Source organism: Bradyrhizobium sp. Pha-3, assembly GCF_042258615.1.
In the GTDB taxonomy this organism is placed as follows: domain Bacteria; phylum Pseudomonadota; class Alphaproteobacteria; order Rhizobiales; family Xanthobacteraceae; genus Bradyrhizobium.
The window spans coordinates 3,075,369-3,097,576 of record NZ_CP170152.1 but is presented as its reverse complement, the minus strand read 5'-3'; the positions used below and the strand labels follow the sequence as shown (position 1 = coordinate 3,097,576).

Genomic DNA, 22,208 nt, shown 5'->3' with positions numbered 1-22,208 from the left:
CGCATTCTGGTGTCGCCAACGGCCTGCGCCGGCCGATCGTCAAACGGCCGCAGCTGGATCCGCCCGTCACAAGGCACGCGCAATCAGCTCCTTCATGACCTCATTGGAGCCGCCCCAGATCTTTTGAATGCGACCGTCGCTCCACATCCTGGCGATCGGATAGTCGAGCATGTAGCCGTAGCCGCCGTGCAGCTGGACACAATTGTCGATGACCTCGCACTGCTTTTCGGTTGCCCACCACTTCGCCATTGCGGCGGTCTCGGGATCCAGCGTTCCGGCGATCATCCGGTCGATGCAGCTTTCGACGAAAGTGCGCGTCACCACCATCGCGGTCCTGGCCTCGGCCAGCACCATCCGCGTGTTCTGGAAATCTAACAGGCGTTTGCCGAATACCTCGCGCTGCTTCACATACGCCACGGTTTCGGTTAGCGCTGCTTCGCCCAGGGCCAGCGCCTGCATCGCGATGTTGATGCGCTCCTTGGCAAGCTGCTCCATCAACTGATAGAAGCCACGGCCCTCGATGCCTCCCAGCAGATTGGAGACGGGAACGCGCGCATCTTCGAAAAACAGCTCCGCAGTGTCCTGTGCCTTGAGCCCGACCTTGTCCAGTCTGCGACCACGCTTGAACCCCGGGGTCTCGTCGGCTTCAATCAGCAGCAGGCTGAACCCGCGGACACCGTTGTCCTCGCTCGTATCGGTCTTGACAGCCAGGCAGATCAGATCGGCCGTGTGGCCATGAGTGATAAAGGTCTTCTGCCCATTGACGACGTACTCGTTGCCCTCGCGGCGCGCGCGGGTTCGAATGGCCCTCACATCGGAACCTGCACCCGGCTCACTCATCGCAAGTGCTGCGACCAGATCACCGCGCGCCATGCGCGGCAGCCAGCGCCGCTTTTGCTCTTCGGTGCCGTACTGCGCGAAGTACGGCGCCAGAATCACGTTCTGCAGGGGGACGCTGAAATCCGGAAACGCGATCCGCGCCAATTCCTCGATGATGACAGCCTCGTGCCGGAAGTTGCCTCCCCCGCCGCCGTATTCTTCCGGACTGCTGGCGCAGAGCAGCCCGAGCGCACCTGCCTTCCGCCACAGCTCGCGGTCGATGTATCCCCTTGTCCGCCAAAGGTCGGCATTCGGGACGACCTCGTCCGCCAGGAAACGGCGAACGGTCGCGCGGAACAGGTCGAGTTCACCGGTGTCGAATGATGCGGGCACAGGTCTTGTCCGCGATCATTGACTGATCAGAGGGCAGCCGCCCTGATCGAGTGGCCGGACCGCCTTGTCTGCCGGGATGACGGCAATCTGCTTGTAATAGTCCCACTCGCCCTTCGATTCCCTGGGCGACTTGACCTCGAACAGATACAGATCCCTCATCACGCGGCCATCGGCTCGCAGCCTGGCATTATGCGACATGAAGTCGTTGATCGGCATTTCCCGCATCTTGGCCATAACCTTGTCGGGGTCCTTCGAGCCCACCGCCTTGATCGCCTTCAGATAATGATTAACGACGCTGTAGGCGCCGGCTTGGACCTGCGTCGGCATGGCCCCCATCCGCTGGTAGAACCGCCTGGCGAAGGCCCGCGTCTCGTCGTTCTGGTCCCAGTAGAACGCCTCGGCCACGATGATGCCCTGCGCATCCTTGAGGCCGACGCCATGGATCGCGTCGATCGTGGCCATCAGTGCCGCGAAGCGTTGCCCACGCGCCTTCACACCGAATTCTTCGCCTTGCTTGAGAACGGTCGCGAGATCAGCTCCGGCCTCGACGAGGCCGATCACTTTGGCCCTGGAAGCCTGCGCCTGCAGCAGAAACGACGAGAAATCCGTCGATGCGGTCGGCGTGCGAACCGATCCGACCACCGTCCCGCCCTCGGCCTTGACCGCAGCGGAGGCATCGCCTTCGAGGCTGGCGCCGAACACGGTGTCGTTGGTCAGGAAGAACCAGCTGTTTGCACCGCGGCTGACGAGCCCGCTGGTTGGGCCGTGGCCGAGCGAATAGGTGTCGTAGGTCCATTGCGCCACATATGGCGAGCATTTCGCTCCGGTCAGCTCGGAGCTCGCCGCGGCGTTGAAGAGCGCGAGCTTCTTCTTTGTTCTGGTCATATCGGCGATGGCCAGCGCAAGGCCCGAAAACGGTACGTCGATGATCGCATCGACGTTGTCTTCGTCGTACCACTTTCTGGCGATTGCCACGCCAACATCGACCTTCAACTGGAAATCCGCCGAGACGATCTCGACGGGCTTTCCAAGCACCAATCCGGCATCTTCCGCAGCGAGCTTTGCTGCCTCGACGCTGCCGCGCCCGCCCGCGGCCGAGTAGACCGAAGACTGATCGCCCAGAACGCCGATCTTGACCGGGGTGTCTGACGCCGCTCGAGCCGCCGGAGCCAAGCCAGAGCCCACAACAACCAGCGATGTCACCGCAGCTCCCATCAACCTCCACAGCATGCTCACAACTCCCAGGCTCGTTCTGTCTTTTTTTGCTGCCGCCACTATGGCATAATTTGTCGGACGTTCAACAAAATTATTGTTGCCTTCTTGCGCCCCCGCTCTAGGATCGAACCCGACGCCGGAAAAACGAGGTTGGCCATCAACAGGGGCCCACCCATGAATTGGTGTGCGCGCACAAGCCGTGTGCCTGACCAATGACAAGACGGCGGTCGCGTGCGTCGTTCGTACGGGCCTCAGGCGCCCTGTCTGATCGCCACGCGACGAATGCAGGAGAACGACGACAGGTGGCCGATACGATTTTCGAAGCATTTCGGGCTAGCGCTGCCGCGGCGCCGCACAACCCGTTCGTCTGCGTACCGGAGGGAACATCCTATGCGCCCGATGGTCTTGAATGGACCTATCTCGAGGCGATGCAGCGCGTCTCAGCCCTCGTCGAGCGCTACAGACAGGCGAGATATGGACCTGGGCATCGCGTCGCCCTCCTCGTTGAGAACAGGCCGGACTATTTCCTTCACCTCCTCGCGCTCAACGCGGTCGGCTCAAGCGTGGTGCCCGTCAATCCCGACCATCGCCACGCCGAGCTGCTCTATCAGATGAGGCACAGTGGCGCCGTGCTCGCGGTCGCCCTTCGGCATCACGTCGACCGGCTGACTGCGGTCGCAGCCGAGCTGGCAAACCAGTTCGTTGTGATTGCAACCGACGATATGGAACAGTTGCCACCACCTGCCCGACGTGCTGCACCAGGACCTCTCGATCGCAACACCGAGGCTGGTGTTTTCTACACCTCTGGTACGACCGGACGCCCAAAGGGCTGCCTGGTAACAAACGATTACTGGCTCTCGGCCGGAGAATGGTTCTTCACACTGTCGAAGAGTGGTGGCCGTTTCTCGATCGAGCCTGGCAGGGATCGGCTGTTCAACCCGATGCCGGTATTCCATGTCCACGCCGGCGTGGTCGCGCTGATGCCGATGCTGTTGTCGCAGGGGTGCGTGATCCGCCCCGAGCATTTTTCGGCAAAGCGATGGTGGCGCGAGGTCTCGACCACCCGCGCAACGATCGTCCATTACATCGGAGCCGTGCCGCAGGCCCTGGTCGCGCTGGAGACATCCTCGGATGAGCGCGCGCACAGTGTGAGATTTGGCTTCGGAGCAGGAATGGAGCCGGCCATTCACCGCGAATTCGAGGAACGCTTTGGAATCCCGCACCTTGAGGTATGGGGCATGACCGAAGTTGGGCGCTGGACGGCAAACGATCAAGAGCCGCGTCCGATTGGCGTCCGTGCGATCGGACGTCCGGTCGCCCCCCTGGAGACGAAAGTGGTCGACGATCACGACCGCGACGTGGCCTCCGGCACCGAGGGTGAGCTTGTCGTGCGATTGGCGGGCGAGGATCCGCGACGAGGCTTCTTTGCCGGTTATCTCGACGACGCGACTGCGACCGAAGCGGGTTGGCGCGGCGGCTGGTGGCACTCGGGCGACATTGTCCGCCAGGACGTAACCGGGACCATCTATTTTGTCGACCGACGCAAGAACATGATCCGCCGATCCGGGGAGAACATTGCCGCCACCGAAGTGGAAACCGTGCTGTGCCGACATCCTGCCGTTCGCCAGATCGCGATCCTTGCCGTTCCTGACGAAAAGGCGGGAGAGGAGATCTTTGCCTGCGTGGTGCCGGCTCCGGGTCACACCGCCGATCTTCAGCTCGCGCGAGGCATCGTTGACTATTGCAATCACCAACTGGCCTACTACAAGGCACCCGGGTGGATGCTCTTTCTGGATCGGATGCCCGTGACGGCGACTGAAAAGATCAACAAGGCGCAGATTTTTGCACCCGGGCTGGACCCTCGAACCATTGTCGGCGCGATCGATTTGCGCGCGATGAAGAAGCGCAAATAGCGCGGCGATCCTCTGCTTCATCCAACGCGCGGGACTGGCGCTAAGGCGCCGCCCGTCGTGATGGAAAGAATGCGTCGAGCAGATCGTGGCATGCGGCCTCCCCCTCTGCGGCCGAGACCGTCTTCGGATCGGCCGCCCAACCGGACCACAATCCTTCTGTGAGCTGAGTGAGGGTTATCGCGAGGCGGTCAGGATTGATCTTTGCGCCGCGGGCATCCGCCGCGCGCTGCATGAGATGGGACAGTCCACGACGGTAGGGCCGATAAAGCTTTCGGTAGATCTCGGCGAGCTCGGGGGACCAGCGCGAGGTACTCGCAAGAGCGACCCAGACGAGGACCCGTTCCGGCGTGAATACCGGCGCGCGAAAGCTTGCAGTGACGATAGCGCGCAGGCGGTCGAGTGGATCCGGACCGGCCGCGTCGGCTGCAGCTCGGGTGGCTTGCTCGAATTCCTTGGCCACCTCACCCACGGCATGCAGAAGCAACGCGTCCTTGCCGGGGAAATAGTGCGCAATCAGGCCGCGCGAGAAACCGGCCGCCTCACAGATCGTCGCGACAGTCACATCCTTGTAGCCGTGTTCGGCAATCGCCTTCATCACCGCGACGACGAATTCCTGCCGTTTCACCCCCTGGTCCGACGACCCCACCGGCCGTCCGCGCGCCCGCTTCTCCGCTTTCTGCAAGCAGCGTTCTCCCTGTCATGTTGCCGCCGCCGCACTAAATCACCGAATTTATTTGGATGTCCATTCAATTTCCCGAAGATCGACCATAATGATGTTTTTTTGGTCTTGTCGGCGATACGTCGGCATCTTCTCCTTAAGGGCTGACGCTCCACACTGAGCCATGGACCATCGCCTTCTCTACGATTAACCGCGCTACAATGCTCCAATAGCGAAAACGCGGTGGAATGCCGACCTCGATCGGGATAAGCAAAGCTCGCGGCGCCGATCGACGTCCTCGGTGCCGGAGGAAGCGAGAACACTTCACCCAGCTACGCCAAACTGCGCGATAGCAGCCGGCCGCACTACTCCCACTCAATCATGTCGGACGACGTTTCGTCATTGATCTGCAAGCGTAAATTTTCAAGTCTGACGGACCAATGCCGACGGATACCGGCCGCAATTTTTTGATCTTGAATTCACAGAAAAAATTGCTCCTCGCGAAGCACTGGCAATCCCACTACCTATCGGAGTCAACCGACTGGATGGCGCGCCGCGTGCGCAATCAAGACTGACGCTGCTCGCACTGGCACAGAGCTTCAGATACCGTCAGAGGTCAGGAACACGCCTTTGGTCCCGGCGCCGCTCCCCCACTGCTGTGCGCCAGCCATGCAGGTCCGCTTCGCGATCAAAGGCCGCCCTCTCCGTCAGTTCGCTTCGTGACCCAAAGCGGTCATGCGCCTCGGAGCCCATTTGCTTCCGAGGTCAGCCCTTAGCGGGATGCGTTGCTGACCTCAAATGGTCGGCATCTGCGGCGACGCGCTTCTCGAGGAAGCTCATGACCGCCTTGATGCGGGCGATGTGCAGCAGATCCTCATGGACGGATAGCCAGATGTCGCGGACGGAGAAGTAGCTGGGCAGGATTGGGTGCAGGTCCTTGTTGTGGGCTGCCACATAGCACGGCAACATGGCGATGCCGAGCCCGTTCGATGCGGCCACGTACTGGGAGACCAGGCTGGTACTGCGGAACACGACATGAGCCGGCCGCAGGATGTCGGAGAGCCACCGGTTCTCCTTGAGCTGTATGTGCTCGTCAATGAAATCGATGAAGTCGTGGTTGTCGAGATCCTTCAGGGCAGACGGCGTGCCCGCGTGCTGCAAATAGGCACTGGAGGCGTAGAGAAAGATCCTGAATTCGCCGATCTTCTTGACCGAGAGCCGTCTTCCCTTTGGTTTGAAAAAGCTGATGAAGATGTCGGCCTCGCGGCGCGTCATGTCGAGGAGCCGTGTATCGGTGATCAATTCGACCTGAATCGAGGGCCAGGCCTTGCTGAAGGCGGCCATGCAGGTCGTCAGGTACATGCTGCCGATGCCCTCCATGGCGGCAATCCGCACCGCTCCAGCGGCGTCCGCCGTTTCGGACCCGACCACGGTCTCGATGATCGCGTTGGCGTTGTTCTCCATGCCTTCGGCAAACCGGAGCAGCCGCAGACCGGCTTCGGTGAGGGCGAAGCCTGCCTTGCTGCGCTTGAACAATGTGGTGTTGAGGCTACGTTCGAGCTCCTTCACGCGCCGACTCACCGTGGTGTGGTCGACCTTCAGCTTCTGGCCCGCGCGAATGAGATTTCGGGTCCGCGCCACCTCCAGGAAGAAGATGACGTCGTCCCAATTGTAACGCAGCGTTCGCGCAGCCTTTGCCACCTCGGCCGACCTGATATGCCCGTTCGCGAGCTTCGGCATCTAACGCTCGTTACTTTCGGGCAAATCGGCTGGCACGGAAATCGTCACGCGGCGATGATCGGAGCGTAGGTCTCGACGAGCCGATTGGCGAACATATCGACCTTGGGAATCATAAGTTTCTGCCGGCAGACTGCGAGATCGATGTGCTTGGGCATGACAGCACCGAGCTTGAGGCTACGCGGCGCGACGACATTGATGTCCCAGAGCGGAAAACCTGTCGCCGGGATCACGAGGCTACCGCCGGGATAGGGCGAATCCACCCGGTTTGCCAATACCACCGCCACGCGATTGTCCTCGGCCCTTGGAATGGCCAGCAACTCGCGTTCGAACGGCTCGCGCAGCGAGGCCGGCCACAGGATAATGTCCGCGGCCGCGATGCCGAGGCAGCGCGAGACTTCGGGGAATACGGCGTCGTAGCCGGACATAACGCCGATCCGACCGAAGGGCGTCTCGAACACCGGATAGTCGTCGCCCGCCTTGGCCCATTTCCGCTCTTCGGCGGTCAGATGTGTCTTGCGATATTTGCCGGCTTCCTTCCCATCAGGGCCGATGAGGAACGTCGTGACGTACAGTCCGGCTGCGGTACGCTCGACCGTCGGAAGCGCGATCAGGCATCGATAGCGAGACGAGATCGCAGCCGTTTTCGCCAGCAGAGCCGTCGTCTGATCGGCCAGTGCGGCGGCCTCCACCGCGTCGGGAATAGCGGAGCGACAGAATGCATATTCCGGCAGCGCAAGAACCCTGATGCCGAGCTTGGCGGCGTGATCCACCATGTCGAACACGTCATCGGCCGGACAGTCCTTCGTCACATGCATCTGCACGGCGGCAACCTTCGCCACAGACTTGGCAGGGATCAACGGCTTCTCGGCGAGACGGTAGACGGGCGTCCTCTCATACGGCAGCGCCATCAGCCCGTAAGTCTCGGGACGGCGATCGGCGATCTTGTCGTTCGCCGCGTAGATCGACTTCTCGTGGGCGGCATCCAGATCGACATCGGCGATGGCCATGCCGTGGGTATCGTAGGGCACCTTCGACAGCACGCGTCCCTTGGGGTCGACGATCATGCTGCCGCCGGGATAGTAGATCGACCGCTCATAGCCCGCCTTGGTGGCGGCCACGAGCCACACGCCGTTCTCATAGCTGCGGGCCGGTCCCCACATATCAGCCTGGTCCATGGCGAAGAAATTCGCCATGTCGACGATCACCTCCGCGCCCTGCATCGCCATCGCGCGGAAGATTTCGGGAATACGGCCGTCAAAGCAGATCAAGAGGCCGATCTTCCCGAGGTCCGTCTCCACCACGGGACAGCCGCGCTCGCCGAACGCAAACCAGTTCTGATCATGCGTCGCGAGAAACTGCTTGTGGTAATGGCAGACTGTTTCCCCGTCGCGGCCGAACATGATGCCGGTGTTGAAGATCTTCTCCTTGTCCGGGTCCCACTCGGTCACACCGCTGGCGATGTAGATGCGGTACTTCCGAGCGAGCGCGCCGAGCGCCGTCACGAACGGCCCATCCTTAATCGTTTCGGCAAGTTCGCGGCAGTGCTCGGCGGAGTCGAAGAGGTAGCCGGTGTCCATGCACTCGGGGAACACGACCAGCTCGGCTCCCTGTCTCACCGCGTCCTCGACATATTGAGTCGCCAGCGCGATGTTGTGGTCAAAATCCCCCAAACGGGCGAGCGTCTGGACGGCGGCAGCGCGGAAACGGCGCTTCGTCATGTTGGACTCCATCTTTTGAAGGTTGATCGGATCAGTCACGCTTGACTTCCCGCCAGAAGCGGTCGAGGCAATGGCGCTTCAGATTGATGAACTCCTCGCCCGTCGTGACGTCGAGGTCACGCGGCCAAGGCAGATCCACCGGAACGATTTCCGCCACCCGGGTCGGCCGGCGCGTCAGTAGGACGACCTGATCGGCGAGCTGTATGGCTTCCTCGAGATCGTGCGACACGAGCAGCATCGTCGTCTTCAGCTTCATGAAGACGTGCTGGAGCCGTTCACGCATAAACAGCGTCATCTCGTAATCCAGCGCAGAGAAGGGCTCGTCGAGGAACAGCACCTCGGGTTCGGTCACCAGCGCGCGCAAGATCGAAACCGTCTGCTGCTGGCCTCCGGACAACGTGTAGGGATAGGCGTTGAGGTCAAACGGCACGTCGAAATCGGCAAGCAGCTTCTCGACCCGCCGGAGGCGCTCCTTGCGATCCACCCCCATGACCTTCAGGGGATAGCGGATGTTGTCGATGGCGCGCATCCACGGAAACAGCGCCTCCCTGTAGTTCTGGAAAACGTAAGATATCCTGGTGTCGCGAATGGTCTGGCCGTCGTAGAGCACTTCACCCGCATCCATCGGCATCAGGCCGGAGATCATGTTGATGAAAGTGCTCTTGCCGCAACCGTTCGGGCCGAACACCGAGATCAACTTTCCCATCGGCAGGTCGATCGAGAAGTCGTCGTAGATCGTCGTGCCCTGGAATCGCTTGCTGAGCCCGCGAATGGTGACGTAGGCCTGCCGCGGCTTGGGCGACGGGTCGTGGGACATGTTGTCGGTGACGGGCCAGTCTGTGGTGCGGATCGCGGTCATGTTCCCCATCGGAATGCCCACTTAGTTTCCGAGATCGGACTTGGCGAGGATCTTGTCCTTGACGTTGATCGGACCCGCCACCACGCCTTCCTTGATGAAGACGTCGACCAGCGCCTGGTACGACTTCATGTCGGTCTCGTTCAGGTCCTTGAAGCCGCGCAGATAGGGCTGGGCCAGAAATTCGAGTTGATCCTCCTTGGTGGGCGTGTACTTGGTGAGGATCGGCTTGTACTTCGCGAAATTGGCGTTCACGAGATCGGTCGCCTCGTCGATGACTACGACTACCTTGCGCGCCACCTCGGGCCGCTCTTTCAGGAACTTCGTGGTGATCAGCGACGCCCCGGAATAAAAGGGATCGGCGATCACGCGCGCGACCGGATTGGTCATGGCGCGGGCGGCCTTGCCCGAGGCGACCGCGATCGATCCGACCGGCTCGAGCGACAGCGTCGCATCGACCGTCCCGCCGACGACGGCAGGCACCTGCATGGCGACTGCCAGGTCGACCAGCTTGACGTCGGTATCAGGATCGAGGCCCGCCGAACGAACCATGTAACGGGAGATGGTGCGCCACTGAATGCCCGGGACGTGGCCGAGCGACTTGCCCTTCAGGTCGGCAAAGCTCTTGATTGGGCTGTCCGGCTTGACGATCAGGCCGTCATTGATGCGATCAACCTCGATCCCTCCGCCTTGCAGGCCGAATACCTTCAGCTTGCCGGGAAACTTGGCCTCCGCGATCATGGCGATGCCGGCCGCGGCGCCCGGAGGGCCAAAATCGGCTCGTTCCGCGATCAACGCGTCGATGATCTGGTTCGGCGCTTCCATCTTGGTGGAAACGATCTCGATGCAGGCCTTTTCGAAAAGCTTCTCTTCGAGAGCGACATAATAGGCCGTAGTCTGCATGATCGGCAGCCAGACTGCCGTCACCTTCTCGGTTTTCTCGCAAGCCGCATGTACGCCGGTCGCGCCAAATAGGACCGTGGAAGTTGCGAATGCCGCGAGAAATCTCTTCATCTGCATGGTGGCCTCTTCGTTTGGATTGTGCTGGCTATCTGCCGGACCAGTGAATGAGCGAACGTTCGATCATCAGAAGCATGAGGTTGAGCCCGTATCCCATCGCGCCTGCGATTAGGATGGAGCCGTACATGTCGGTGAGCGAGTAGGAGATCTGCGCGTCGATGATGCGGTGGCCGATGCCGTCAGTCGCGCCGATGAACATCTCGGCGACGATGATCACCACCAGCGCAAGCGACACGGCGGTTCGCAGGCCGATGAACGTCTGGGGCAAGGTCTCGTAGAAGATGACGTCCTTGAAGATGCGGAGCGACGAGGCGCCCATCGAGCGCGCTGCCAGGATGCGGGTCTGGCGAGCATTCATCACGCCGTAGGCGACGTTGAAGACGATGACCAGCCAGGCGGCGAAAGCGGCAACTGCGATCTTGGCGAAATCGCCGAGGCCGAAGAGCAGCAGGAACAGCGGAAACATCGCGGTCGCCGGCGTGGAGCGAAAGAAGTCGACAAGGAATTCGACCGAGCGATAGATCGCGGCCTTGGCTCCAAGCACGATCCCGATGGGGATACCGGCCGCAACGGCGATCAGGGTCGAATAGCCAACGCGCGCGATGGTGTGGGCGAAATCGCCGGTCATCTTTCCGGCTGCGATGCTTGCCGCGGTATCGCGGAGCGTGTCGACCGGCGACGGCAGCAGGTCTTTGTTGACCAGCTGCCCCTTGAAGGCGATCCACCATAACGCGAACAGCAGCAGCGGCCCGATCGCGAGTTCGATCGCGCGCTTCGTCTTTGGACTCGAGATTGCCTCAGTGATCCGTTGCATCAACATCCTCGTGGCCTCCGCAGCTTTCCGCCGTGAGCACGAGAAGTGTTGGCTTCAGGGACGAGAAAGAAAATGGCGAGATGTGCAATCAATCGTGCAGGAATGCATATTGAAATCAATCGTTTGGGTGATCGATTTGCAGGCTTGCAGTGCACAGCGCTTGAGCAAATCGCGCATTTTCGCCCACGCGAACGGCAGCGAAGCAAATGAAGGCGATCGCCTTTCGCGGGCGAATCTTCCGGTGATCGAAGGGACGCCTAGGCCTGCTCTTGGCCCTTCTTAAGACATGCAGGACCGGCCGAACGTCCGGCCTGCGCCAGGAGTCGCCTTCCTTCAATTGAGGCTTAGGCCCACCAAGCTCCGACCTTTCTGCACGCCGCAATGCGCCACAATACTCGCCTAGCGAAAGCGGGATGAAAGTCTGACCCCGATCAGGCTAAGTTGAAGTCACAACTTTGAAGAGTGCCCGGCGATGAAAGGAAGCGGAGAACTGCCTCACCCAAACCTACGCCAGACCACCCGGTAGGAGCCGTTCCCACTATTCCCACTCAATCATTTAGGACGCAATTTCCACGTTGATTTGCAAGCACAAAATCTCAAAGCTGACGGTCAAATCCCGACGGTATACCCGCCCTAATTTTTCGGTCTTGAGTTCACAGGAAAATTTGCGCGGCTCGGAGGCATGGCAACTTCGGCAAGTATCGGAATCAATCGACGCAGTAGACGTATACCAAGCCGGAACGGCCTCCTCTTGGCCTCTCGCCAATTTCCGACCGATACCGTCAATAGTCAGTCGAACTGGGCATGGATGGTCCGGTTTGCGCCAAGAGCTGCCTCCCCGCAAGGTCTGCGTCGCATGGCTTCGCCAGCACCTGTTTCGGCGTAATTGTCGACTACTGAAGGACTGCAGTTAGACGTCTTTTCAATCCGGTGGCTCCAAACTGAACGCGATCACGCGTTCGCAGCGCAGGCGCTCCTAGTCCCTCGACTCTTCTCGTGTAAGAGCCATTGATCATGATCTTATTATCGGCGCGGCGAGCAGGACAACAGGCGACAGTACCGCCCACGAAACCAGCCATGAGCCGAGCCGGTGCCACAGGAAATGGCCGGTCGCAATCGCGGAAAGGCTCGCGATGCCTGCGGCGATAAAGGAAGTCAATCCCGATTGGATGACGCCAAAGATGAAGTGACTGTAGCGACGCTGGATTGCGAACATAACCTCCTCAGACTCAAAGTGCGCTCAGGCCGCCATCGACAACGAGATCAGCTCCGGCCACGTAGCTGCTTTCGTCAGAAGCCAGGAACAGCGCTGCGGCAGCAATCTCCTCCGGGCGACCAAGCCGGTTGAGCGGGGTGGCAGCCTTGAAGCTCTCCCTGATCGCGTCGGCGCCTTCTTTCGTTGCCGCCTGAGCGTCGATGATGGGCGTGTCGATCGCGCCCGGACTGATCACGTTGACCCGGATGCCGCGGTTCTTGAGTTCGGCAGTCCACGTTCGCACGAACGAGCGAACGCTGGCCTTGGTTGCGCTGTAGGCGGTGTAGCGCGGAATGCCCTTGAACGCCGCGATGGAGGAGATCAGGACGATGGCGCCCCCATCAGTAAAGAGAGGCAGCGCCTTCTGAACCGTAAAGAGAAGCCCGCGTACGTTGATGCCGAAGGTCTGATCGAAATTCTTCTCCGTGACCTCGACGAGCGGCTCCGGATCGATGAAACCGGCGTTTGCGACCAGGATATCGATCTTCCCTTTCTCGCTCTTGATCCGGTCGTAAAGCCGATCGAGATCCTCCAAGTTCTGCACGTCCCCTCGAACGGCGGCCGCACGGTCTCCAATATGAGCAACCGCCATATTGAGTTCGTCCTGCCGGCGGCCGGTGATGTAGACGAACGCCCCCTCCCTCGCAAACCGCCGGGCCGTCGCGAGCCCGAGGCCACTGCTGCCGCCTATAACCACTGCCACTTTGCCCTGTAGCCTGAGCATCCTTCTCATCCTTCTAATCCCCGCGATCGACGCGCCGCGCACAAATCCCGCATCACTTGGACGCCGGAGGCAGGAGTTTGCGGTCGATCAGAGACTGCAGCGCGGTGCAGAACGAGATCTCGGTGTCAACCGCCTTTGTGAACCCGGCCTGGCGCAGCTTGATGGTACTCACGAAGGCTCGCGGTCCCGCCGGTGCGCCATAGGCGAACGCGAAGTCCGCATGCTGGTCCCCTTGACCGATCAGCTCCCGCAGGTTCCGCGAGCGAAGACCATACTTCGCGACGATCTTGTCCCAGATCGCGGCGTTTTCGGCGAGGTAGGCCGTCACGCTCATCGGCGTGTCCGGTCTCGCCTCCGCGCCGAGGGTCTCGGCGATGCCCGGCCACACATTACGCCACTCGAACACGTCGCCATTGGTGATGTTGAAAGCCTCGTTCGCTGCCTGAGGCGATTGCGCGGCCCAGACCGCCACGTCCGCAACGAGATCAGCATCGGCGGCTTCCCAAACGAACGACGGACCTCCCGGGAAGCCGAACGGCTCTCCCTTCTCGCGGCGGATCGCCGCGTAGACTCCGATGGCAGGGAGAACGTTCAGAGCCCCTGGGGTCGGACCGGTGACGAGCTGCGGCCGTAGAGCCGTGTACTTGAAACCGTGCGTGGCACCCATCTCGCCGACATAGGCTTCCTGGTCGAAGAAGAAGTTCGGATGATCCTTGCGTGCATCGCGTTCGCGAGCCGGGATAGGAATGGGATGCAGGTGCACGCCATAGACCTTCGTCCCCTGCAGAATGCTGATGTGCTGGAAGTTGGGGGCGGTGCGCACGATCGGCTCCACCACGTTGTGCAGCATGGCATTGTTGGTCTCGATTTGGTCCTTGCTCGACCAGCCGGCGACCAGCTCGGGCTTTTCGTGCAGAGCCGTATAGGCGATGTGCGTGACGTCAGTCAGCGGTTCGAATGCGACTCTGGTCTTTTCCTGGTCCCGCAAATCGACCGACAGAAAGTCGACGTTGCGGCCGCTGGGCAGCTCGGGCTTGCGGCGTGAGACGCCAACCACCTCCCAGCCCGCGTCAACAAACCTCTCGATGGCCGCGACGCCCAGCAGGCCGCTTGCGCCTGTGATCAAGACCTTCTTCGGAACGTCTTTTCTCTGATTGGTCGCGCTCATGATTCCACACCTCGTTAGCATTACGCATGAAGTGATTATGCGGCCGTCGCTCTGGCTTCGAGCCACTTGACGATATTGGCCGCGGCATCGCCGTAGACGGTCCGATAGAGATCGTCGGTCACGTAGCCGATGTGAGGAGTCGCCAGAACGTTCTTCAGTTTCCGAAAGGGATGGTCGGGGGACAGTGGCTCCACGTCGAACACATCGACGCCGGCGCCGGCGATCCGGCGCGCCTGCAGCGCATCGATCAGAGCCGCTTCGTCGACAATCGGACCGCGCGATGTGTTGACGAGCCTCGCCGTCGGCTTCATCAGGGCGAACTCGGACCGCCCGATCAGGCCTCTGGTGCGCCCGCTCAGGACGAGATGCACCGTGACGACGTCCGCCTCGCGAAATAGCGTCGGCTTGTCGACGAGGGTGGCACCGGCGGCACTGGCCGTCTCCTCGGTCAGGTTCTGGCTCCAGGCGATCACCTTCATGCCGAAGGCAAGACCGATCCGCGCGACTTCTTTTCCGATGTTTCCCAACCCGACGACCGCCAGCGTCTTGCCCCGCAGGTTCGAGCCTAGCCCGATCTGCCACCCGCCCGCTTTGAGCGACGCCGCCTCCCGGTCGATGCCCCGCATGTTCGCCAGGATCAGCGACCAGGCGAACTCGATGGTCGGGGTCGAATCGTAGCCAGTCGCGGTAACCGCGATGCCGAGATCGGTCGCGGCCTGGCTGTCGATGGACGCGTTTCGCGGTCCTGTCGACGCTATCAGCTTGAGGTTCGGTAGCTGCTGCAGGATCTCCCTTGGAAGCGGCGTGCGTTCGCGCATCACGCACACCACATCGAACGGTCGCAACCGTTCGATGACTGCCGAGGGCTCGCCCACGTGGTCATTGAACACGTTGATCTCGGCGTGGCGACGGACGCCAGACCAGTCAGCGAGCTGAAGCGCCACGTCCTGGTAATCGTCCAGAATAGCAATCTTCATTGCAACCCTCCCTCAGCGTTCGGGGGCGAAGAACTCGGCCAGAGCTCCAGCTACCGCCTTGGGATCGTTCTCCATCGGAATATGGCCGGCCGACTTGATGCGGACGAGCCGCGTTTCTGGGATCTCCCGCGCATAGCGCTCGGCATAATCGATCGTCTGGAATGGGTCGTCCTCGCCCCACACCAGAAGCTTCGGCGTTTTCGACCGCAGCAGCGCCGGCAGCATCTCCATGGTGTAGCGGTGGTCGGCAGCGCCCGCGAGCGCCAGCCAGGATCGGGCGACCCTGGGATCCGTCCATGGGTCGAGATATTCGGCGATCTCGGCCTCGCTTGCCGGGCGCCCGAGCGCCTTTACGACGGATATGCGGCGCGCAGCCAGAACGTCGTCCCTCGTCGTTGCGGCGGCCACCGCCGGATCGCGGAAGCGGGCAACGCCGGGTACCGGCCACGAGTCGTACATGATCCCGTTCACCACAGCCACGCGCGGCACCTCCACACTTCCTGCGATCGCGAAATGCTGCGCCACGCCTCCGCCAATGTCGTGGCCCGCGACCATGACCGGTCCCCTATGCCCGAGGGCATCGAGGAATCGCACCAGCCAACCGGAGAGGCGCGGGACGGAAGCCTCGCTCACGGCGAGTTCGCCTCCGGAACGGCCGAAGCCGGGGAAATCGACCGCCACGGGGCGGAGACCAACCGCAGCGATGCCCTCGAGCACAGGCTGCCAGACGCGGCTCCAATAGGTGCCGTGAAGGAGAAGAACCAAGGGACCACCCTTGCCGGCGGTCAGGTAGCTGATCGGCACGCCACCCACATCGACAGTCTCTCGTCTCGTCATCGCACGATCCTCTTCACATGGTCCTTGCCGAGCCCGACGGCTTCGTAGTGCTGCATGGCGTGTTCGAGCTTGGTGAAGACATCTTCATATCCGAGCGCCTCGCCGTAAGGATCGACGTACGTGTACCCGCCCGTCACGTGGAAGAGCGTGGCCATCTCCTTGACGTCATCCGGAACGACCAGCGTGTGCGTCTCGCCGGGCGGCTCGAACGCATAGTCCCCGGGGGATGCAACCCAGTCATGCTCGAGGTATCGCCAGCTTCCGCGCAACGTGAAGGCATGTACCGGACCGGAATGCCGGTGGCGCGACAACAGACCCGAGGAGCGGACCCGAAGGATGTTGATGTAATAACCCTGGGTGACATTGAGCACGAGCGGCCTGAAGGCGACGGTCGGCGATTGCGGGACCCATTCCCGCTCGTCCCCGTCAAGCTCCAGCGCAGAGCCGATGAATACATCCGGCACCATGCCGACAGGCTGAGGCTTCTGGTATGCGATCTTGCTTTGATCCATGGACCGGCGTTCAGACGCCTGCATCTTCTCCGACGAGGACTTCATGGTTGTTCTCCTTCCATCGCGTGAAACGACGTTCTATCCCTCCGTCAGGCCACCGACGCCCTGCTCGCTGTTTGCCCGAAAAGGATCTTCTTTCCCTCCTCCGTAACCGCAGGGCGGCTCGAGTATGGTTCGCTTTTCGCGTAGGCCTGTTGAGTCCCGGGGCGCTGGCGCACCGCATCGAACCAGCGCCGCAGGTTCGGGAAGTCGTCGAGATTCTGTTGCTGGCGCTTCCACGGAACGACCCATGGATAGGACGCCATGTCGGCGATGCTGTAGGCGTCGCCGACGATGAATTCGCGGTTGTCGAGGTGCCGATCGAGGACCCCATAGAGACGGTTCGTCTCCTTGACATAGCGATCGGTCGCGTACGGGATCTTGGTCGGCGCGTAGACCCCGAAATGGTGGTTCTGTCCGGCCATCGGCCCTAAGCCACCGATCTGCCAGAACAGCCACTCCGTCGCGGTCTTGCGGCCGCGGATATCCCTCGGAAGGAAGCGGCCGGTCTTCTCGGCCAGATACAGCAGGATGGCGCCCGACTCGAACACGCTGATCGCCCTGCCTCCGTCGGCCGGCGCGGTGTCGACAATCGCCGGCATGCGATTATTCGGCGAGATCGCGAGAAAGTCGGGCTTGAACTGATCACCAGCGCTGATATCGACAGGATGGATCACGTATTCCAGCCCGGCTTCCTCCAGGAACATCGTGATCTTGTGGCCGTTCGGCGTGGGCCAATAGTAGAGCTCGATCATCTTCGGTCTCCTTGTACGCCAGCTGCCAAGGCTGCCCCCGCGCAATAGCGGGGGCAGCCTCGGTCGCGCATCAGGCGGCAGGCTTCAACTTGCCCGGCGCGTTCCACTCGGCGCCCTTCATGAACGAATCATTCGGGGTCTCGGCAAGATGGTTGGTGTAGTTGGAGATGAGCTTGGTCGCGGCGAGGACGAGCACGTCCAGCACCGACTGATTGTCATAGCCCGCGGCCTTGAAGGCGGCGACGTCGGCCTGGCTCACGACGCCGCGCTGCCGGGTGACCTTGGCCGCGAACTGGCGCAAGGCCTCGAGCTTCGCGTCGGCGATGGGGCGGCCCTCGCGGACGGCGGAGATCGCCTCCGGCTCCACCTTGGCCATGCGCGACAGATTGGTGTGACCGGCCATGCAATAAGTGCACTCGTTCTCGTAGATGATGGCGAGATAGACGATGTTGCGCTCTTGCGGAGTGAAACTCGTCTTTTCGGCGATCCCCCAAAGTGTGCTGTAGGCCTCAAGTGCTGCCGGACTCTGTGCGAGGACGCGGTGCAGGTTGGGCACGAAACCCCAAGACTTCTGAACGGCGTTGAGGATTTCGGCGGAAGCCGCTGGCGCGGTTTTCGTGTCGAGAAGCGTAAATCCGTTGATCATTTCTCTCTTCCTTCTTGTCGAAACGCAGGACCGCACCCTCACCCATTCCCCGGCTCTGCGGCAGGCGCGATCTGGCGATATTGTTTATTCCTATGGGGAATGGGCATCCTTCCGCAAACGAGCCATCAATTCCGTTGAGCGGCGACGATGGGCCGGGGAGCGCTCACGAGACATCTTCCCTATTGCCTCCGTTTCTCTCCCTGCGCGGAGTCCAGCTTCGTCCGATCCCTCTTCGGATCGCGTCGCGAAAATGGAAAAGCGCAGGCGCTAACGTCGCGCGACTTCTTCCCGGAGGCGAGTTAAACGTTCTAAGATTTTGTAAATCGTGACGGGCGAGCAAAACACTGCTGGAAATTGGAGGAACCCGACGGCTTGGCGAACGTCAGATATCGTGACGATTGCGCAGAATGATCAATTGGACAATGAGTTCGTTGTAGAGCGTGAAGTAGAAAGCCAGGGTAAGAGGGTCCGGCAAACCGCGCTTGTCGAAGTTTCCATCGACATTGGCAGTGACAATGAAATTGCCGTAGTGACACACGACTTTTGTAACCGCGATCGTCAATTTCTCGCCGACGATGTCCCGCTCCGCCCAGTTCCTAACGGCCGTCTTACCCCAGTAGTCGCGCAGCTGATCGTTGACGAGCGCGTCATGGGCAAATGTGGCCATCAACCGATCCAGATCGAAGCTATTCGCAGCCCCCACAAACTCCGAAATTAGAGGTGGAAGCGTAGTCGGTCCATTCGTCGAAGAACGGGGGCTTGGCATATGAATCAGCGACCGTCGGGATTGACATCATTCCCAACAAAATGCCCCAATCGCCGAACCTTTGCTCATTGTATGATGTAAAAACTTGTAAAATCGGGGCCCTTACACCTGTAGACCTCTGCTTAGCCTACGCAAGCTGCATCGACTTAGGTGCTATGCCGTTATGATCGCATGCGCCACTTTTAGATCCGCAGTATCGAAACCTTCCGTAAATCGGTCGTACACACCAGCTACGCATTGACGCGCTTCCGCACTCTCGCCTCCGTGCTGAAAAAGACGTGCGAGTGTCATGGCGGATCTGAGCTCAAGACTGAGCGCATGTTGTGTCTGAGCTTTAGCAATCGACTCCCGCACACATGTCGTCGCCGCAAGGTGGTCCTTTCGCGCTGCGAAGATTTGCCCTTTGATGCGCAACAATTCGGGCAAGTCAAATTCGGCGCCCGTTTCGATCGATCGAGAAATTGCACTATTCACCGTGAAGAGCGCGTCTTCCAACTCACCCATCTTTAGAAGGCCGCCTGCGAGCGCCCCCATGAGGGTGCCGCGAACCACGTTGTACTGCTCAACCTGCATGATTTCCAAAGCCTCCCTCAATGACTGTATTCCCGCCCGCACCTCATCGCTCGCGACCTGCAGTTCGCCCTTCAGCCCAATCCCCGCAGCACGATAGGGTCCCAACGAGTGTCGTCCGGCAAACTCGATCAACTGCTCGACCAATTTCCAAGTTCGAGTGAAATCACCTGTCCAGAAAATCACCGAACCGCCATAGAGAAGCGAGGTGCAAACAGAGACCGGATGATTTCGGCCGCGGCTCATTTCTTCAATCGCCTGCAGCGCAGTTCCTGTTGCCCGGCCGGGAAACCCGCGCAGCCACAGAACTCGAGCAAGAGCCACGATAGCTCCTATTCGATTGACAGTTCCGAAGTAGTTGGCGTGATGCGAGCCGAGTTCGGCTGCAAGCGACATTCCTCTTTCGAGATGGGACTGCGCCGCGGCTTGATCTCCACTCACGTGGTGCGAGACACCTATCATCCACTCGGCCCAGATGAGGCCCGTAGGGTCTGAAATTGCCTGTGCTACGCTCCTTCCCCGCTCGACAGCCGCCCTGGCGCCCTGAAGGTCACCTTTTCGGACGAGGAGGAGATTCAAGCTTGCCAGGAGCTGCAATTGGCGGGGCCTGTCCTCGAGCGCTTCGGCCAGCGCGAGCCCGCGATCGATTGCGGCGCGAACCGTGCCGTGGTTCCCACGGGTGTACATCGACGCGAGCGCCAGCGACTCCTGGAGAATCATCTCCGTTCTCGCGCAATCGCCGGTATCGTTGATAATGGCGAGGGCCCTTTCGCAGAAGCGCCTGCACTCTTCCAACAGAGATAGGCCGAGCAGAAGCGGCGCCGCCTGCGCAACAAGAGCCACTCCAAAGGCCGACTCGCGGCGATCGGACAGGGCCCACTCCAGCGCCGCACGCACGTTGCTGATGTGTGGTGCGTATACGGATAGGTCGTGCTTACCGATCCTTGAGCGGAGGATATCGTCGCTTTGGAGAAACTTGAAATAGAATTCCGCGTGAAGTCGGGCAACGTGAGCGACTTCCCCTCGTTCGTCGAGTTTTGCTCTGGCATATGCGCGTGTCGTGTCGAGCAGCCGGTGGAGCACGGACCCGACCACCTGAGTGGTCGACATCAGCGACTTCCCAAGTAGGCTTTGGATGGTCTCCGCAACGCGCGCCTCATCCAGGTCCGTTCCCGACGCAACAGCGCAGGCTGCTTCAATCGTGAAATCTCCCACGAAGACCGAGAGCCTCCGAAAGACCGTCTTTTCGTGATCGGGAAGGAGGTTGTAACTCCAATCGAGCATCGCGTTCAGCGTCTGATGTCGAGGGAGCGCGGTTCGGCGTCCATGCCAAAGCATACTGAAGCGATTGTCGAGCAATTCCGCGATTCCACGAATCCCAAGAGAGCCTGCGCGACCACCGGCGAGTTCGATGGCGAGGGCGATCCCATCGAGTCGACGACAGATCATTGCGACGGTCGGTGCATCTACGTCGCTCAACGCTGCGCGATAGCCACTCGCTACAGCCCGTTCCATGAAAAGCTGAGCTGCCGGAAATCTCAGCACTTCCGCGGCAGTGAGATCGGCATTCTCCGCGGGCGGACAATCGAGTGAATACAACAAATGGACGCGTTCACCCTCAACGCGCAGCGCTTCGCGGCTGGTCACCAGGATATGCGCTTGCGCTGCTTCGCCGATGACCCGTTCAGCTAGTTTCGCCGCCGCATCGATCACGTGCTCGCAGTTGTCGAGAACGAGGAGGATCTTCCTGTCGCCCAGGAACGCCACAAGGCTGCCGTAGGGATCGTGAGCCTGGATCATGAAGCCGAGCGCCGAGGCGACTGCGGCCGGAACGAGCTGGGCATTCGTCAACGCGCTCAGATCGACAAAGGAAATGGCACCACTGAAACCGCTCAACAATGCGTGCGCCACCGAAATGGCCACAGTGGTCTTGCCTATGCCGCCTGGACCGACGATGCTCACGAAACGGTCCGTGACGAGCTGCTCCGACACGGCTCGAACAGTTTCATCTCGACCGACCATCCGCGCCAATGGCGGCGGCAGTTTTCTGTGCTGCTCGCCGTCCTGAGATCCTCCCGCAACGGTCAGCCGCTCCGTCGAACGCGACACGGGCGCGACAAAACAATAGCCGCGACCGGCAACGTTCGATATGTAGCGAGCCCCTTGCTCTCCGCCGAGCGCTTTCCGCAAGGTTGCAATCTGAACGCGGAGATTGGCCTCATCCACTGTCACATTTGGCCACGCGAGCGAGATCAGTTCGCCGTAGCTAACGACCTGACCAGCCCGTTCCAACAGCGCGATGAGGACGTCGAGAGCGCGTCCGCCAAGCGATATCGTCTCGTCGTCCCTCTTGAGCAGCCTGCCTGCCACCAACAGACTGAACGGGCCAAAGGAAAGGACGTCTCCGGGCTGGATATCGCGACGACCGTTCATACAAGCATTCCGCGCTGTTGGCTCGGGATCGCGGCTCTCTTTGCGCAAGGCAGGTGCGCGTGGCGAGCCCGCCGTATTCTAGCGCGCGATCCCTACGAAGGGCGAGTCGGCCGCCTCCGACTCCACGCATCGGAGCGTCTGTCGGACACGGCCGAAATTGCAGTGCGAACAAGGCGGTAAAGCATACGCCTGCGGTGCGAGGTCGACAAGTTTGGAGCCAGGCGACGCGCGGTTTCAATTGTGAGAAAAGGCGCTCTCTGGGAGGCGCATACATCATGTATTCCAAGCGGGAATAAATGTTATTGCGATAGGCGCTCTGCCGAGATCGTCGCCCGCGTCGCAATTTGGTTGGCACGCGTTCTGTGCGCGTCATCTCGGCG

Annotated in this window: 19 protein-coding genes; 1 reads left to right on the top strand and 18 read right to left on the bottom strand. The window is 60.9% G+C overall.

From position 1 onward, the window contains the following. Positions 1-66: 66 nt before the first annotated feature. Positions 67-1,212: an acyl-CoA dehydrogenase family protein gene (locus ACE10Z_RS14490; protein WP_375788508.1), complete on the bottom strand. Its 1,146-nt coding sequence runs from the start codon at positions 1,210-1,212 to the stop codon at positions 67-69. Positions 1,213-1,227: 15 nt separating this feature from the next. After that, positions 1,228-2,646, bottom strand: a complete 1,419-nt coding sequence (locus ACE10Z_RS14485; RefSeq protein WP_375788507.1) for an ABC transporter substrate-binding protein — start codon at positions 2,644-2,646, stop codon at positions 1,228-1,230. A gap of 83 nt (positions 2,647-2,729) precedes the next feature. On the opposite strand from ACE10Z_RS14485, the gene ACE10Z_RS14480 reads away from it, so the two are divergent. Further along, a complete protein-coding gene (locus ACE10Z_RS14480) occupies positions 2,730-4,340 on the top strand; it encodes an AMP-binding protein (RefSeq protein ID WP_375788506.1) in 1,611 nt (536 codons plus the stop codon). 40 nt (positions 4,341-4,380) lie between these two features. Here the strand turns inward: ACE10Z_RS14480 and ACE10Z_RS14475 are convergent, their stop codons facing one another. From ACE10Z_RS14475 to ACE10Z_RS14400, 16 genes are all read right to left on the bottom strand, one after another. Then, complete coding sequence (locus tag ACE10Z_RS14475; protein WP_375788505.1) at positions 4,381-5,022, bottom strand: TetR family transcriptional regulator C-terminal domain-containing protein; 642 nt, start codon at positions 5,020-5,022, stop codon at positions 4,381-4,383. Between the two features lie 741 nt (positions 5,023-5,763). Next, positions 5,764-6,738: a LysR family transcriptional regulator gene (locus ACE10Z_RS14470; protein ID WP_375788504.1), complete on the bottom strand. Its 975-nt coding sequence runs from the start codon at positions 6,736-6,738 to the stop codon at positions 5,764-5,766. A gap of 44 nt (positions 6,739-6,782) precedes the next feature. Further along, a complete protein-coding gene (locus tag ACE10Z_RS14465; RefSeq protein WP_375788503.1) occupies positions 6,783-8,456 on the bottom strand; it encodes a carbon-nitrogen hydrolase family protein in 1,674 nt (557 codons plus the stop codon). A gap of 31 nt (positions 8,457-8,487) precedes the next feature. Beyond that, the gene (locus ACE10Z_RS14460) at positions 8,488-9,315 is read right to left on the bottom strand and encodes an ABC transporter ATP-binding protein (RefSeq protein WP_375788502.1); all 828 of its coding nucleotides are present in this window, start codon (positions 9,313-9,315) and stop codon (positions 8,488-8,490) included. 21 nt (positions 9,316-9,336) lie between these two features. Continuing rightward, the gene (locus ACE10Z_RS14455; protein WP_375788501.1) at positions 9,337-10,332 is read right to left on the bottom strand and encodes an ABC transporter substrate-binding protein; all 996 of its coding nucleotides are present in this window, start codon (positions 10,330-10,332) and stop codon (positions 9,337-9,339) included. Between the two features lie 28 nt (positions 10,333-10,360). Continuing rightward, positions 10,361-11,146, bottom strand: coding sequence for an ABC transporter permease (locus tag ACE10Z_RS14450; RefSeq protein ID WP_375788500.1), 786 nt, complete (start codon positions 11,144-11,146; stop codon positions 10,361-10,363). Between the two features lie 1,012 nt (positions 11,147-12,158). Then, positions 12,159-12,362 (bottom strand): DUF2798 domain-containing protein, encoded by a 204-nt coding sequence (locus tag ACE10Z_RS14445; protein WP_375788499.1) that lies wholly within the window; start codon positions 12,360-12,362, stop codon positions 12,159-12,161. 13 nt (positions 12,363-12,375) lie between these two features. Then, positions 12,376-13,125, bottom strand: a complete 750-nt coding sequence (locus tag ACE10Z_RS14440; RefSeq protein WP_375788498.1) for an SDR family NAD(P)-dependent oxidoreductase — start codon at positions 13,123-13,125, stop codon at positions 12,376-12,378. Between the two features lie 52 nt (positions 13,126-13,177). Then, positions 13,178-14,293: an SDR family oxidoreductase gene (locus tag ACE10Z_RS14435; RefSeq protein ID WP_375788497.1), complete on the bottom strand. Its 1,116-nt coding sequence runs from the start codon at positions 14,291-14,293 to the stop codon at positions 13,178-13,180. 35 nt (positions 14,294-14,328) lie between these two features. Beyond that, positions 14,329-15,270 (bottom strand): D-2-hydroxyacid dehydrogenase family protein, encoded by a 942-nt coding sequence (locus ACE10Z_RS14430; RefSeq protein ID WP_375788496.1) that lies wholly within the window; start codon positions 15,268-15,270, stop codon positions 14,329-14,331. Positions 15,271-15,282: 12 nt separating this feature from the next. Next, positions 15,283-16,074, bottom strand: coding sequence for an alpha/beta fold hydrolase (locus ACE10Z_RS14425; RefSeq protein ID WP_375788495.1), 792 nt, complete (start codon positions 16,072-16,074; stop codon positions 15,283-15,285). Positions 16,075-16,103: 29 nt separating this feature from the next. Continuing rightward, positions 16,104-16,574 carry a 2,4'-dihydroxyacetophenone dioxygenase family protein gene (locus ACE10Z_RS14420; RefSeq protein WP_375789832.1) on the bottom strand — a complete coding sequence of 157 codons (471 nt, stop codon included), beginning with the start codon at positions 16,572-16,574 and terminating at the stop codon, positions 16,104-16,106. Positions 16,575-16,708: 134 nt separating this feature from the next. Further along, a complete protein-coding gene (locus tag ACE10Z_RS14415) occupies positions 16,709-17,413 on the bottom strand; it encodes a glutathione binding-like protein (RefSeq protein WP_375788494.1) in 705 nt (234 codons plus the stop codon). Between the two features lie 70 nt (positions 17,414-17,483). Then, entirely contained in the window at positions 17,484-18,059 is a 576-nt protein-coding gene (locus tag ACE10Z_RS14410) for a carboxymuconolactone decarboxylase family protein (protein ID WP_375788493.1), read from the bottom strand. 382 nt (positions 18,060-18,441) lie between these two features. Further along, the gene (locus tag ACE10Z_RS14405; RefSeq protein ID WP_375788492.1) at positions 18,442-18,726 is read right to left on the bottom strand and encodes a hypothetical protein; all 285 of its coding nucleotides are present in this window, start codon (positions 18,724-18,726) and stop codon (positions 18,442-18,444) included. Positions 18,727-18,978: 252 nt separating this feature from the next. Continuing rightward, positions 18,979-21,828 (bottom strand): winged helix-turn-helix domain-containing protein, encoded by a 2,850-nt coding sequence (locus ACE10Z_RS14400; RefSeq protein ID WP_375788491.1) that lies wholly within the window; start codon positions 21,826-21,828, stop codon positions 18,979-18,981. Positions 21,829-22,208: the final 380 nt, after the last annotated feature.

What these genes read in the sequence shown, in the direction of transcription:
- ACE10Z_RS14420 (WP_375789832.1), bottom strand. Translation starts at nt 16,574, where the DNA reads ATGGTGCCGGATGTATTCATCGGCTCTGCGCTGGAGCTTGACGGGGAC.
- ACE10Z_RS14450 (WP_375788500.1), bottom strand. Translation starts at nt 11,146, where the DNA reads ATGCAACGGATCACTGAGGCAATCTCGAGTCCAAAGACGAAGCGCGCG.
- ACE10Z_RS14460 (WP_375788502.1), bottom strand. Translation starts at nt 9,315, where the DNA reads ATGACCGCGATCCGCACCACAGACTGGCCCGTCACCGACAACATGTCC.
- ACE10Z_RS14455 (WP_375788501.1), bottom strand. Translation starts at nt 10,332, where the DNA reads ATGCAGATGAAGAGATTTCTCGCGGCATTCGCAACTTCCACGGTCCTA.
- ACE10Z_RS14470 (WP_375788504.1), bottom strand. Translation starts at nt 6,738, where the DNA reads ATGCCGAAGCTCGCGAACGGGCATATCAGGTCGGCCGAGGTGGCAAAG.
- ACE10Z_RS14430 (WP_375788496.1), bottom strand. Translation starts at nt 15,270, where the DNA reads ATGAAGATTGCTATTCTGGACGATTACCAGGACGTGGCGCTTCAGCTC.
- ACE10Z_RS14405 (WP_375788492.1), bottom strand. Translation starts at nt 18,726, where the DNA reads ATGGCCACATTTGCCCATGACGCGCTCGTCAACGATCAGCTGCGCGAC.
- ACE10Z_RS14435 (WP_375788497.1), bottom strand. Translation starts at nt 14,293, where the DNA reads ATGAGCGCGACCAATCAGAGAAAAGACGTTCCGAAGAAGGTCTTGATC.
- ACE10Z_RS14410 (WP_375788493.1), bottom strand. Translation starts at nt 18,059, where the DNA reads ATGATCAACGGATTTACGCTTCTCGACACGAAAACCGCGCCAGCGGCT.
- ACE10Z_RS14445 (WP_375788499.1), bottom strand. Translation starts at nt 12,362, where the DNA reads ATGTTCGCAATCCAGCGTCGCTACAGTCACTTCATCTTTGGCGTCATC.
- ACE10Z_RS14465 (WP_375788503.1), bottom strand. Translation starts at nt 8,456, where the DNA reads ATGACGAAGCGCCGTTTCCGCGCTGCCGCCGTCCAGACGCTCGCCCGT.
- ACE10Z_RS14400 (WP_375788491.1), bottom strand. Translation starts at nt 21,828, where the DNA reads ATGAACGGTCGTCGCGATATCCAGCCCGGAGACGTCCTTTCCTTTGGC.
- ACE10Z_RS14440 (WP_375788498.1), bottom strand. Translation starts at nt 13,125, where the DNA reads ATGCTCAGGCTACAGGGCAAAGTGGCAGTGGTTATAGGCGGCAGCAGT.
- ACE10Z_RS14415 (WP_375788494.1), bottom strand. Translation starts at nt 17,413, where the DNA reads ATGATCGAGCTCTACTATTGGCCCACGCCGAACGGCCACAAGATCACG.